The sequence below is a fragment of the Flavobacterium sp. KH_035 genome (genome assembly GCF_057839565.1).
The window spans coordinates 55,348-68,599 of sequence record NZ_CM174492.1 but is presented as its reverse complement, the minus strand read 5'-3'; the positions used below and the strand labels follow the sequence as shown (position 1 = coordinate 68,599).

General features: G+C 35.5%; 12 protein-coding genes and 4 tRNA genes. 3 read left to right on the top strand and 13 right to left on the bottom strand.

The window, feature by feature from the left end; all coding sequences use genetic code 11:
• Positions 1 to 47 precede the first annotated feature (47 nt).
• From AC3IS6_RS00350 to AC3IS6_RS00315, 8 genes are all read right to left on the bottom strand, one after another.
• Entirely contained in the window at positions 48 to 1,343 is a 1,296-nt protein-coding gene (locus AC3IS6_RS00350) for a cryptochrome/photolyase family protein (RefSeq protein ID WP_489162724.1), read from the bottom strand.
• Positions 1,344 to 1,427: 84 nt separating this feature from the next.
• On the bottom strand, positions 1,428 to 1,892 hold the full coding sequence (locus tag AC3IS6_RS00345) for an SRPBCC family protein (RefSeq protein ID WP_489162722.1): 465 nt from the start codon (positions 1,890 to 1,892) through the stop codon (positions 1,428 to 1,430).
• A 9-nt stretch (positions 1,893 to 1,901) separates the two neighbouring features.
• Positions 1,902 to 2,342, bottom strand: a complete 441-nt coding sequence (locus tag AC3IS6_RS00340; protein WP_489162720.1) for a sterol desaturase family protein — start codon at positions 2,340 to 2,342, stop codon at positions 1,902 to 1,904.
• A gap of 32 nt (positions 2,343 to 2,374) precedes the next feature.
• Positions 2,375 to 3,214 (bottom strand): phytoene/squalene synthase family protein, encoded by an 840-nt coding sequence (locus tag AC3IS6_RS00335; RefSeq protein WP_489162718.1) that lies wholly within the window; start codon positions 3,212 to 3,214, stop codon positions 2,375 to 2,377.
• A 2-nt stretch (positions 3,215 to 3,216) separates the two neighbouring features.
• Complete coding sequence (locus AC3IS6_RS00330) at positions 3,217 to 4,683, bottom strand: phytoene desaturase family protein (RefSeq protein WP_489162716.1); 1,467 nt, start codon at positions 4,681 to 4,683, stop codon at positions 3,217 to 3,219.
• Between the two features lie 37 nt (positions 4,684 to 4,720).
• Positions 4,721 to 5,620, bottom strand: coding sequence for a MerR family transcriptional regulator (locus AC3IS6_RS00325; protein WP_173967592.1), 900 nt, complete (start codon positions 5,618 to 5,620; stop codon positions 4,721 to 4,723).
• Between the two features lie 74 nt (positions 5,621 to 5,694).
• On the bottom strand, positions 5,695 to 6,654 hold the full coding sequence (locus AC3IS6_RS00320) for an ion channel (RefSeq protein ID WP_489162713.1): 960 nt from the start codon (positions 6,652 to 6,654) through the stop codon (positions 5,695 to 5,697).
• Between the two features lie 127 nt (positions 6,655 to 6,781).
• Positions 6,782 to 7,282 carry a tetratricopeptide repeat protein gene (locus AC3IS6_RS00315; RefSeq protein WP_246253266.1) on the bottom strand — a complete coding sequence of 167 codons (501 nt, stop codon included), beginning with the start codon at positions 7,280 to 7,282 and terminating at the stop codon, positions 6,782 to 6,784.
• Positions 7,283 to 7,565: 283 nt separating this feature from the next.
• Between AC3IS6_RS00315 and AC3IS6_RS00310 the strand changes: the two genes are divergently transcribed.
• A complete protein-coding gene (locus tag AC3IS6_RS00310; protein WP_489162712.1) occupies positions 7,566 to 8,888 on the top strand; it encodes a serine hydrolase domain-containing protein in 1,323 nt (440 codons plus the stop codon).
• 78 nt (positions 8,889 to 8,966) lie between these two features.
• Here AC3IS6_RS00310 and AC3IS6_RS00305 read toward each other — a convergent pair whose 3' ends face one another.
• A complete protein-coding gene (locus tag AC3IS6_RS00305; protein ID WP_489162710.1) occupies positions 8,967 to 9,911 on the bottom strand; it encodes a DUF4421 family protein in 945 nt (314 codons plus the stop codon).
• Between the two features lie 637 nt (positions 9,912 to 10,548).
• Here AC3IS6_RS00305 and AC3IS6_RS00300 point away from each other — a divergent pair.
• A complete protein-coding gene (locus tag AC3IS6_RS00300; RefSeq protein WP_489162708.1) occupies positions 10,549 to 11,493 on the top strand; it encodes a TauD/TfdA family dioxygenase in 945 nt (314 codons plus the stop codon).
• A gap of 309 nt (positions 11,494 to 11,802) precedes the next feature.
• On the opposite strand, the gene AC3IS6_RS00295 is transcribed toward AC3IS6_RS00300, so the two are convergent.
• Positions 11,803 to 11,875, bottom strand: a tRNA-Lys gene (locus tag AC3IS6_RS00295).
• A 41-nt stretch (positions 11,876 to 11,916) separates the two neighbouring features.
• Positions 11,917 to 11,989, bottom strand: a tRNA-Lys gene (locus AC3IS6_RS00290).
• A gap of 282 nt (positions 11,990 to 12,271) precedes the next feature.
• Between AC3IS6_RS00290 and AC3IS6_RS00285 the strand changes: the two genes are divergently transcribed.
• The gene (locus AC3IS6_RS00285; RefSeq protein ID WP_489162707.1) at positions 12,272 to 12,880 is read left to right on the top strand and encodes a hypothetical protein; all 609 of its coding nucleotides are present in this window, start codon (positions 12,272 to 12,274) and stop codon (positions 12,878 to 12,880) included.
• A 160-nt stretch (positions 12,881 to 13,040) separates the two neighbouring features.
• Here the strand turns inward: AC3IS6_RS00285 and AC3IS6_RS00280 are convergent.
• Together AC3IS6_RS00280 and AC3IS6_RS00275 are read right to left on the bottom strand one after the other, a co-directional pair.
• A tRNA-Leu gene (locus tag AC3IS6_RS00280) sits at positions 13,041 to 13,123 on the bottom strand.
• A 42-nt stretch (positions 13,124 to 13,165) separates the two neighbouring features.
• Positions 13,166 to 13,238 (bottom strand) — tRNA-Lys (locus tag AC3IS6_RS00275).
• Positions 13,239 to 13,252: the final 14 nt, after the last annotated feature.

Here is a 13,252-nt window from a genome sequence, read left to right as displayed (position 1 = left end):
GTTTCAAGTTTTTTGTAACCAGAAACTTGAAACCTGAAACAAAAAAACTATCTCAAAATTCCCTTTTTATAAGTTTCGATCGCCCGATCCCGGGCAAAAGCATGATCTACCATAGGTTCATTGTACCCTAAATCAAATTCCGGAATCCATTTACGGATGTAGATTCCTTTTTCGTCAAACTTTTTTTGTTGAATTTCGGGATTGAAAACTCTAAAATAAGGAGCGGCATCACAGCCTGTTCCCGCTGCCCACTGCCAGTTCCCGACATTGGAAGCCAGTTCAAAATCCAGTAATTTTTCGGCAAAGTAAGCTTCGCCCCATTGCCAGTTAATGAGTAAATGTTTGCATAAAAAACTGGCGACCACCATACGCACCCTGTTGTGCATATAACCCGTTTCATTTAGCTGACGCATTCCGGCATCGACCATTGGGTAACCTGTAGTCCCGGAGCACCAGCGTTTAAAATCTTCTTCGTTATTACGCCACTGAATACCATCATAAGCCGACTTGAAGTTGTGGTTCACAACATTCGGGAAACTGAATAAAATTTGGATGAAAAATTCTCTCCAAATCAACTCGCTCAAAAAGGTTTGGTTCTTTCGATTGGCCCAATTGACGAGTTTGCGTGTACTAACTGTTCCAAAACGCAAATGCGGTGAAAGGTAGGAAGTACTGTCTAAAGCAGGGAAATCACGTGTTTCTTTATAATTGGAAATTTGGCTTAAATCTGGAAGAAGTACTTTTATGTCACTTTTTTCAAAACCAATTTCAGCTAGTTCCGGAAAGGTAAACTGATTTTTGCTGAAGCTCCCGTACCAGGGTTTTGTGTCAAACTCAGGCGCTTGTCCTAAAAGATGGTATTTTTCAAGCCACTTGTTTTTATAAGGCGTATAAATGGTGTACGGAAGTCCGTCGGCCTTTGTGATTTCTTTCTCTTCAAAAATCACATGATCTTTAAAGGAGTGAGCTGCGACATTATTTTGTGCTAATAATTGCTGAATAGAGTTGTCACGTTTGATAGCAAAAGGTTCGTAGTCCTTATTGAAGAAAATATGCTGAATGTCAAATTCGGTTATAAGGGCATTCCAGACATTGATCGTAGTTCCTTTTTTAATTAAAACAGAAGAATCAATTGCTTTTAGTTGTTCGTTTATTTTTTGAAGCGAATCAAAAATGAAATGAACGCGCGCATCCTTTTTCGGAAGGTTTTCCAGAATTTCATCGTCAAAAATAAACAACGGAATTACCGGAAATCCCGATTGCAGGGCATGAAATAAGCCCGTATTGTCTTCTAAACGCAAATCGCGTCGGAACCAGAAAAAGGAAATTTTTTGTTTTGTCATTGTGTTGTTTGCTACTTGAATTTTTTGTCACAGTTAAGAGCATTTTAAAATCCTTTTGGTCTGCGATAAAAGAGTATTGATGATTTAGGCTTTTGAATTAAAAAGCTCTTCGATTTTGTTATAGCGATAATCAAAAATAGTTTTGAGTTTATTTTTAACAATAAGACTGTTCATGACCCTACCCAGATACCCTAATGGTAAAGCGTAATGCACCACATCAATCATTTTTGTTCCGGTTGTTGTGGGCTCGAAAAAGTGTTTGTGATGCCATAAAGCGTAAGGGCCAAATCGCTGTTCGTCGACAAAATATTGGTTTTCTTTTGAAACAGTGATGATTGTCATCCAGTTAATTTTAATGCCCAAAAGAGGTTTTAAAGTATAGGTGATAATTTGCCCGGGATACATGCGTTTGTTGTCAAAATCCTGAATTTCGAAACTCATATTATCCAGTGTTATCGTTTGGAGATTTTTCGGACTTGAAAAAAAATCCCAACATTCTTCAACAGTAGCGTTTACATGCTGTACGGTTTCTATTTTGTATACTTTCATAAAATCAATTTAAATTTTATAATATTTAAAAGGAACAAACAACATTCCGAAACATTCCCCGTCCTCTTTGCCTAAGTGCTTGTGGTGTATTTTATGTGCTTTTCGCAAGCCAATCAAGTATTTGTTTTTGGTGTTTTTAAACCATTTAAAACGCTGGTGGATAAGAACATCGTGAATTAAAAAATAACAGGCACCATAGAGTGTTACTCCGCAGGCAATGAAAAATAAATAGTTGAATCCGCCCTGAACACCAAAATAAAACAAGACGATACTCGGAATAGCAAAGATGACAAAAAAGATATCATTGCGTTCAAAGAGGTGTTCGTATTTAGGCTGATGATGATCGGCGTGAAAATACCACATAAATCCATGCATGACGAATTTATGCGTAAGCCAGGTCACACATTCCATGAATAAAAAGACACCTAAAAAGATCAGAAAAGAAATCATTTTGTATAGTTTCTATGTGTTCGAAATTGTTTTTAAACTAATTTTAATTTATACGTTACAAACGATTGTGCTAAAAGGCCGGCTTTCGTATAGTTAGATACTCTGATTCTCGAATTTCCAATCTCATAATAAGGGGTATTTTTGAGCTTTTGAAGCAGTTTCCTATAGTAAATATAGGCAGTATAAACACCGAATTTGGCTTCGATAGGCAGTTTTATGATACCTTGATATGCGATTCTGAAATCTTCTTCAATTTCGGCGATGATGGTGGTTTTAGCTTCTTCATCAAAAGAATTTAAATCTACACCTGGAAAATAATTTCGGTTTAAAATCAAATTATCATCTTTTAAATCTCGCAGGAAATTCACTTTCTGAAAGGCTGATCCCAGTCGTGTCGCTTCATTTTTGAGTTGCTCGTATTTTTGTTCATTCCCTTTTACAAAAACTTTCAGGCACATTAAGCCTACCACATCAGCCGAGCCATAAATATATTCTTCATATTCGGTTTGAGTAGGATAACTTGATTTGATAAGATCTAGTTTCATGCTTTTTAAAAATGCCTGAATTAGATCGTCAGTGATATTGTACTGTTTTACGGTATGCTGAAAAGAGTTGAGAATAGGGTTAAGACTGATCCCTGTTTGCATCGCTTTGTAATATTCTTTTTCGAAATCAGAGATGAGATTTTCTTTTTCAAAGCCATGAAAAGAATCGACAATTTCATCAGCAAAACGTACAAATCCATAAATGCTGTAAATCGCATCGCGAATACCCGGCGACAACATTTTGACTGCCAGTGAAAATGAGGTGCTGTAACTTTGGGTAACCAGTTTGCTGCATTTGAAAGAAACAGTGTCGAATAGTGATTTCATGGTTAAGATCTAAAAGATTTTTGAATTAGGTCAGCTACTAGTTTTCCTGAAATTAAAGCAGGCGGAACACCTGGTCCGGGAACAGTTAGCTGTCCGGTGAAATATAAATTACGAACTTTTTTACTTTTTAGTTTTGGCCTTAGAAAAGCGGTTTGTAATAATGTATTAGCCATTCCGTAGGCATTTCCTTTATAGGCATTGTAATCTTCAACAAAATCATTCTTACAAAAAGATCTCTTAAATATAATGCTATTTTTTATTTGTTGATTGGTCAATTGTTCAAATCTGGAAATTATTTTTTCAAAATACTTTTCACGAAGTGCTCCATTATCTTGTATTCCAGGTGCTAACGGAATGAGGAAAAAACCGCTTTCCATTCCTAGCGGCGCGACAGATGGATCTGTTTTAGAGGGGAAATTAGCATAAAATAGAGGTTCGTCAGGCCATTTAGGCTCGTCGTAGATATCAATGGCATGTTGGTTAAAGTCAACATCAAAAAATAAAGAGTGATGTGTGACGTTTTCTATTTTTTTATTGAATCCCACAAAAAATAAAAGCGAAGAGGGAGCAAAAGTGCGACTCTCCCAATATTTTTCCGAATAAGCGCGATGTTCAGTATCCAGTAAAGTTTCGGTATGGTGATAGTCGGCACCGCTTAAAATAACATCCGCTTCTATCGTTTTTCCATCAATTAAAAGTGCCGTTGCTGTTTTGTCTTTTACGACAATCTTTTCAATCGCGGCGTTGGTTTTAATGGTGACTCCTAATTCCAGGGCCAGTTTTTCAATTCCGCGTACGACATCGTGCATTCCGGTTTTTGGATGCCAAGTTCCTAAACCAAAATCGGCATAATTCATAAAATTGTAAAAAGAAGGTGTTTTTGTAGGCTTCGCACCTAAAAACAAAACAGGAAATTCCAGAATTTGTATTAGTTTTTCATTCTTGAATTGCTTTCGGATGTCGGCACTAACAGTACTTAAAAACTGATTTAGTTTTAAAGTAGTCTCGAGTGTAATTAATTCGAGTGCTGAAACTCCGGGACGATACACTAAATTCTTAATGGCAATATCATAATTGTTCTGTGCCTTACGAATGAAATTTTCTAGTTTTTTACCGCTTCCGGTTTCGATTTGCTCGAAGGTGTTTTTTATTTCGTCTAAATTATCAGAGATGCTAATGAAATCATTTAAACCAAAATAGACTCTGTAAGCTGGATTGAGTTTTATGAGCTCGTAATAATCGGACGTTTTTTTATTGAAATCCAGAAAGAAACGTTCAAAAACATCCGGCATCCAATACCAGCTTGGTCCCATGTCGAAAGTAAAGCCGTCTTTTTTATATTGTCTGGCTCTACCTCCAATAGTCTCATTTTTTTCATAAATAGTTACTGTATTACCTTGTTGCGCGAGGTAACACGAAGCAGCTAGAGAAGAGAAGCCTGATCCTATTATTGCTATTGTTTTTTTCATTTGTTTAACAAATATACAAAAACTCTAAACAAAAATATTACAGCATGCTGATAGTTTCTTCCATTGAATCGAAAACTCGTATTCTTTCGGATAAAACTTTCTGATCGATATGTTCGACCATATTACCCATAAGCCAGATTTCATTGTTTTTTTGAAGTAGTTTTTGTCCCATCGATTTTACATACTGATTGATTACGTTGCGATCGGGCTGAATAGTCATAAAAGAGACAAACGTGATGTTTTCAAAATGTTTGGTTAAATCCTGCAGGTTTTCGATAGGCATACTTTCGCCCAAATAGATGGTTTTGTATCCATTTAGTAAAATTTCGTATTGCAGATAAAGCAACCCTATTTTGTGAATTTCATTTAGAGGCAGCGAGAGTACAAAAATCCTGTTGGTTTTAGTTGGCTTTAGAATTTGAAGACTCTCGGTATAAATTAAGATTTTCTGCTTGATGAGGTGACTCATGAAATGCTCATTGGCCGGAGTTATGGTTTCGGATTGCCATAATAATCCCAATTCTTTTAGTAGAGGAAGAAAGTGATCTTTGAAAACTTCCCGAAATGATTTTTCGGAAATAAGCCAGTCAAAAGTATTGAAGAAGATTTCCTGATCAAAATTCATCATTGCCATCTTAAAAGAAGTAATGGCATAATTCTGTGAGTTTTTCTTCGAGATAATTTCGCGAACCAGTTGAGGGATTTTTTCTTCTGGATAGGTCGCTATTTTGGATATTTTATAGCCGTATTCGTGTAATAATGTTATGTTTAAGAGTTTTTGCAGATTTTGTAAATTATAAAGCCTGATATTGGTGTCAGTACGCATCGGTTCTAAGATATTGTATCTTTTTTCCCAGATACGAATGGTATGCGCTTTTATCCCGGATAAGTTTTCAAGATCTTTTATGCTGAAAACAGTTTTAATGTTGTTTATCATTATTGGCTATTTATTGAACAAAAATAGAATAAAATCTCAAATTACCTTTATAACTTGAGTGAAATCATAGATTGCTAGAGGTTTACCGATTGGTAATCGTTTAATTTGTCTAAATGAAGGATGGTTCTGGAACCATCTTTACTTCTGTTGTACATGGTTTCAAATTTGGCCCCATAAATTAGTTCATCAAAAGTATAGGAAGTTCTTGCGGCAACAGTATTACTGTACATATCGTCAAAAGTGGTAATGAAAACCAATATTTCACCATGTGTTTTTTCAAAATCTTCCTTAGTAAAATTGTATAAAGGACTGTTTTCGGTTATGGGATGCACTAGAGTCCAGCTTAATGAAAGTGCATTTATGTGTTCAAGTTCCAGATCTAAGCTATAAAATTTGTTGGTTTTTATACCGTTTTCTTCCAGGTTTAATCCTAGAGTCATTTTGGCTTTTGCATCTGTAAAATTGGTGTTTTTAAAAGGGACAAGGCGTATCATTAGACCTTTTTTGTCGCCATAAGGAGAAATTAAGGCATGGTCGGCAAATTTTAAAAAAGCGGTTGGTTTACTAAATCTTCCAAAGAATAAACCCGTTGCTATTGCGAAGCTCAGTAACCCAATCAGGGCTTCGGCGGAAGAAAGAGCACTCGTTAAAAATCCGGTAGGGCTAATGTGTCCGTAACCCACAGTAGTAAAAGTCTGCGCGCTAAAAAAGTAAGCTTGTCCAAACTGAGTCAGTACACTTTCAGACTGTTTGATTCCGTCAAGATGTTCAATTCCGATCGCATAATAGGCAATCGCAAAAAGAAAATTGATTCCAATGTAAAAAGCAAACAAAATAAACATGAATTTCCAGTTTGGCATGTCGATCATGGTATGGTACCAGCTAATACGACGAAGCAGGTGCATCCCCCTTTTTTCGACATTTGGAGTTTCATTTTTGTTTACAAAACGACCTCCGTAGCTGTTTGCATTCGACCCAAAACCAGAATTGATGTCGGTTTGTGCTTTTTGGTTTATTTTTTTGAGAAGTGCCATTGCTGTTTGGTTTAAGTAACAAAAGTAAAAATATCTTTCAGACCAGAAAATGGGCTGTAAAGAAAAAGCAATCTGTAAATATAATTTCTACAGATTGCTTTGGTGTTTATTGTTTTAAGATTACTCTCTATTTACAAAAAGTTGCTTTGTTTTTGATAGCGCTTTGGCTGCCTAATTCGATTGCTTTTGTGAAATCTTTGCAGGCATTTTTTTGGTCGCCCATCTTGTTATAAGCCAAAGCTCTCAGATTGTAAGCGATATAATCTTTTGGGTTCAACCCTAGAGATGAGGTACAGTCTGCAACAGCCTCTTTGAAATTCATTAATTTATAGTTTACGTTGGCTCTTCCGGTAAAAGCATCGGCATTCATACTATCCAGATCGATGGTTTTGCTAAAATCAGCCAGAGCTCCTTTGAGGTCGTTGAGCTTTAGTTTTGCAACACCACGATTTTGATAAGCTTCGACAAATTTTGAATTCATACTGATGGCTTTCGTGTAATCGGCAATTGCTCCTTTAGTATTACCGGCTTCGGCCTTTTTTATGGCTTTGTCAAAATAGCCGGTTGCGGATTGTGCCCAGGTAGAGCAAGTGATCATAAGAAATGATAATAATAGAAATTTTTTCATAAACCAATTTGGGATTAGGTTAGTAGGTTAATAATTCGGAAACGAATTTAGTGAAGTTTTTGTTTTGTAAGAGAAGTTCGTTTATGAAATATTCATTATTTTTTTGGCTAAATCTAGAGGTTTTATACACTCGTTAGGGGTAGAAATTTGATAGGATTCATAAGGTGTTTGAAATTAAGTTCTTAACTTAGCATATGTCGTTATGTTTTTTCTATCGTTAAATTGAATGGAAAGTGTAATGACATCCTATTTTTTTACTGCTCCTTAATTAATGTAGAATAATATGAAACAAGTCTTTTTTTTGCCTCCGTTTTTATTTAGTTTGATGTTTTTTTGGAGTAACACCACCGCTGCCCAGGAAAAAACAATGTATTTGGATGCTGCACAGAGTGATCCAATAATGATGGGATGGATGAAAGGTTCTCCGCCGCCGGATAATAAGATTCCGCGATTTGAGGATGGAAGCTTTTTTCAGTTTCCGGCTCTTCGATGGAGCGTGGCTCATATGCGTCAGTTTATGCCAACAGTAAATGTTTCGCGTGGACTTGGTGCAGCAATACCATTAGTAGAAAACAGCAATAAAGATATTGATAAAATTAAGTTTTTTCCTTTGGGGGAAACAAAAGCGATGACTTGGGAAGCATCTTTGCAAAAAGTTTATGCCGATGGTGTGATTGTGATGCATCATGGGAAAGTTGTATACGAAAAGTACTTCGGAGCCTTAGCGGTAGACGGACAGCATGCAGCGATGTCTGTTACAAAATCGTTTACCGGTACACTTGGTATTATATTGGCAAAAGAAGGTTTGATCGACACGACAAAAACGGTTTCCTATTACATTCCTGAACTTAAAGAATCGGCCTTTGGTGATGCTTCTGTGAGAGAAATTATGGACATGACAACTGCTCTACAGTTTAGCGAAGACTATGCAGATCCTAATGCCGAAATATGGAGGTTTTCGGCAGCCGGAAACCCATTGCCAAAACCTAAGGATTATATGGGGCCAAAAACATATTACGAATATTTGCCAACAGTTAAGAAAAAAGGAGTTCACGGAGAGGGCTTTGGGTATAAAACCGTTAATTCGGATGTTTTAGGATGGATAATTTCCAGAGTTACCGGAAAAACAGTGGCAGAGGTGCTCTCTGAAAAAATATGGAGAAAAATAGGAGCGGAGCAAGATGGTTATTTTTCTGTCGATGCGATTGGGACACCTTTTGCCGGAGGTGGTTTTAATCTTGGTTTGAGAGACATGGCGCGTTTTGGTCAGTTAATTTTAAACAATGGTAAAGTAGGCAAGCAACAGATTATTCCTAAAGCGGCGATCGACGACATTAAAAAAGGCGGTAATAAACAAGCGTTTACTAAAGCTGGATATTTTCTCTTAAAAGGATGGAGTTATCGAAATATGTGGTGGATTACTCATAATGCACATGGAGCGTTTTGTGCGCGTGGTGTACATGGACAAGTCATTTACATCGATCCGAAAGCCGATATGGTTATTGTACGTTTTGCATCAAATCCAGTTGCGGGTAACGCTGCAAATGATCCATATTCTTTACCGGCTTATGAGGCTGTAGCAGAATTTTTGATAAATCGTAAATAGACGCAAGGTCTTTTTGGAGAAGTAGGAGTTTCAGGTTGGAGTTCATTTTTCATCTTTAGACGAAGAACGCTGGTTGTTTTATTCTGATTTTTCCCTGCTTGAAAAAGGATTGGTGTTTAACCGCCAGATTGCGCCAATCTGGAAATTCCCCGAAGACAAGCCGATGTTGCTTTTATTGTTATCGGAGAAAGAAGAGAATATGGCATTGTTGATATAGGATAAGCCAAGCGACCACTTCTCTTTGTTGTATCCAAAAGCAACTCTGGGAAAAAATGTTGGGTAAACTTCTATTTTTTGTTTTCCAAAATCGTTTATTCTTTCACTACCAACATTGACGCCTATTGTTGCCGATCCGCTCGTAAACCATCTTTTGCTGATCGCCCAGGTATAAGCATAACCTCCGCTGACACCAAATTGAAAATTACGCAATGAGTTTCTAGATTTGTATACAAAAGAACTGTCGGAACCTATTTTCGAAAAATAAACGCCTCCGCCAAGCAGAAAGCTTCCTGTAGATTTTAATTGCCTTTCGTTTTGTACAAAAGCAGCTTTGTAGGAGAATTTTTTGTTATTAAAGACATACTGTCCAAAGGCCCCATATTGTTGGATTTTTAGATCAGGGTATAATTGTATGTTTTTGTCGGCATCGTCGGCAGTGTAGAAACCATGATATTTTTGAATGAAAAGATCAATAATGAACTTTCGTCCGTAATTATGGATTTGAAAATCGAGTGCTTTGGTTTTTCCTTTTTCCTTTTCTTTCAGGAAGCTTAGACCTTGTCCGTAACTAAAATCGATTATGGTGTTTTTTACAGAGACACCAAATCCCAAACTCATGGGGGTATTGGGCATGAATTTTTTAATGTCTCCATCCGTTTCCTGTTGTAACGAAATGAATTTCATTGACAAATAGGTCCTTATGGAAGCTTTGTTTTCAAAAGGCTTGATGTACGTCGTGTCGATCTGCGCAATGCAAAAATACGGGAGAACAAAAGTAAGAAGTAGCGAAAAGTAGGATTTCATTAGATTGTCGAACGGAAAATGATTGGGCTTATTGCTTGTAAGGGAGTTTTAAAAAGCTATTTTTCATCGATCATTGTTTTGTTTCATCGCAGAATTGGTTTTATTTCTCTTGCTATGATAAGTTTCGTATCTCTAAGTTCTCTTATTCAACGTATTAATTTGGTTGATATGTTTTGAGTCTGCTAAGGCGTTCAATATTCAAAGATATCTAAAATTATTGTAGAAGATAGTATTTGGTTAAAAATGGACATTGTTTTGATGAGGTATTGTTTTAATGAATGTATGTATGGTGCTTTGAGCTATTTTTTAGTTTTTAAGGATGATTTTTTTTATTTTGTAAAATACTGATAATTAATACTGTATTGCTTTTTTGTTCTCCGAAGAGCTGTGTGCTTAAGAAAGTAACGAGTGAATATTTTGCAGGATTATTCTTTAATGTAGATTATTCTTTTATATTTGAGTTATAGAATGTTAATTCTTACGTTTTTTCTTTAAAATAAAATATGCTTTTTTTTCTCTTTTAAATTACAGATCTAAGGAAGGAATAATACTTAAGGAGCTCTTGAAAAAGAATTAAGAAAAAAGGTATATCGAGACAGGAGTAAATTGTTGTTTTTTAACTAAATAAATATATTAAATGTTGTCAGAGAAAGAAGAGAATATGCCATTTATATGGTGTAAAAAAGAAGATGATAAAAGAAGTCTTCAGGAAATTATTAAAGAAGAAATGGATGTCATAATAAAATTGACTCATACCAATGGAGCAATTTTGTTTAGAGGATTTGATGTTGATAATGAAATTTCTTTGGAGGAGTGTACTTCAAGTTTCCCCGGGAATGGCCTGGATTACGTAGGAGGAAACTCTCCAAGAACTAAACTGCATAATAAAATATATACATCAACTGAGTATCCGCCAAATTTATTCATTTCTCTCCACAATGAGCTTTCTTATGCAAGTAACTGGCCTAAGTTTATATTTTTTTGCTGTTCTGTTCCTTCACATACGGGAGGGAGTACAGTCATTGCTGATAGTAGAAAGATATATAATGATCTTTCGGAGGAATTGTTAAACGAATTTAAAAGTAAGGGTGTTCGGTACATCAGAAATCTTAATGGTGGTGCCGGTGCCGGTGTTTCTTGGCAGAAGACTTTTGAAACAGATAATAAATATGAGGTCGAAGAACATTGCAGATTAAATCAAATTGATATAAAATGGCGTAGTAATAATAGCTTGCAACTAATTGAAAATAGACAAGCGATAGTTCAACATCATGTTTCTTCTGAGTGGGTCTGGTTCAATCAAGCCGATCAGTTTCACCCTTCAACTAATCCGCCGCAAATATATGAAGCTTTGATGGATTGCTATGAGGATGATGTATTGAGTATGCCTCAATATGCATGTTTTGGTGATGGAAGTTTTATTCCGTTGGAGTATCTCGATGAAATAAGAGAAGTTACAAGAAAACATAGTGTTTGTTTTACTTGGAAGAAAGGAGATCTGCTTGTTCTTGATAATGTTTTAACGGCCCATGGCAGGGAACCTTTTCAGGGAGAACGAAAGATTTTGGTTTCTATGCTGTGATACTAAAATTAAAAAAAATAGAATAAAAGCAACATTTGAAGTATGGAATCGAAATGATGGTAAAATATAAAAATGTTGCTTTTTTTGCAGTGTAAGGTACTCTTGTGGGTTTCCAATCGGGTCATATTTAAGTGTTCTCATGTTACCTGTAGAAAAGGACCTGAAAAGCAATTTTTAAAGATTAGGATTTAGAGACGGGAAGAATTTGTCTTATTGTATTAGTTTGAGTTTTTAATAGAGGATGGTTGTGTTATTTCACGATTGGACGGAAAATAAAAAAGGTCAGGTAAATTAATACCTAACCTTTTGTGACCCGACTGGGGCTCGAACCCAGGACCCCATCATTAAAAGTGATGTGCTCTACCAACTGAGCTATCGAGTCAATGCTATCAAGAAAAGTATTTTGTTAAATCACAAATTTTGTGACCCGACTGGGGCTCGAACCCAGGACCCCATCATTAAAAGTGATGTGCTCTACCAACTGAGCTATCGAGTCATATTCTTTTCTTGAACGCGGGTGCAAATATAAGAAGTTATTTTTGATATTTCATAGCTTCTCTTAACTTAAATTTAATAAAGAAGTAATGTGTTGAAACGTAGGGTATAAGAAAAAAAACTAAAGTGCGTTTTGCGTATTCTACCTTTTTTTTGTGACCTCACGGTGTAGAATTCGAACTATCTTCTAGAGGATTTGCAGAATTTGAATGAAGTATGATTGATTTGTAAATTAATAAAATCTTTTTTTATTTATATTAGCTTAGTTTAAAATCAAAAAAAAATGAACAAATTTCTATTAATTTTTTTATTAGTCATTGCTTTACTTGGGTGTAAGGATGATTATTCATACGAAAATGAAGAATTAAAAGCAATTGAAGATATTAGTAATGACTTTTTAATTAAAAAAGACTTAAATAAATTATTGAATGTTCCTGATTCAATAGATCATATTAAAGTCTATAAACCGAATATTGATTCATTAAATATAAATGTTTATCTCTCCGATGCGCTTATTCCAATTGCACAAGAAAAAGAAGATAATTTGTGGATGTTTAAAAATAATCAATTTTCAAAATCTGATTCCATAATATTTTATGGAATTGTAAAATCAAATCGTTTTAATGAGCTGGTTTATAGGGATTTTGATAAGAGGAAAATCAAATTAAGAAAGCCATATAGTCAGTCTGAGATTTCTGAAGTAAAAATTGTTGCGGATCAAGAATATAAAATTCTTAAGTTTTCACGAGTATGTTTCGATAATAAAAAACAAAACGGAGTAGTTGTTGTTGAATTGCTTACCGGTTTAGAATATGGAACTCAAAGTGGTTACAACGGTGCTATTTTGATTAAAAAAGAGAATAATAAATGGGTTTACATACAACCAAATTAAAAGATGAGGTTAAATTTATTCGACTGAAATGGTTTAAATTCCATTACGTTAACTTCATGGGGTTTGTGAGTCGTTAATATTTGCAAAGAATAGCTTGCTAAGTAGTTTGAAAAAGACACAAAAAAACCTATTTCAAGATGAAATAGGTTTTTTTATTTAGTGACCACGGTGGGATTTGAACCCACACGCCCTTACGAGCACCACCCCCTCAAGATGGCAAGTCTACCGTTTCTCCACGTGGCCAAAAATTAAAAAAGGTCAAGTAAATTAATACTCGACCTTTTGTGACCCGACTGGGGCTCGAACCCAGGACCCCATCATTAAAAGTGATGTGCTCTACCAACTGAGCTATCGAGTCAATGCTATCAAGAA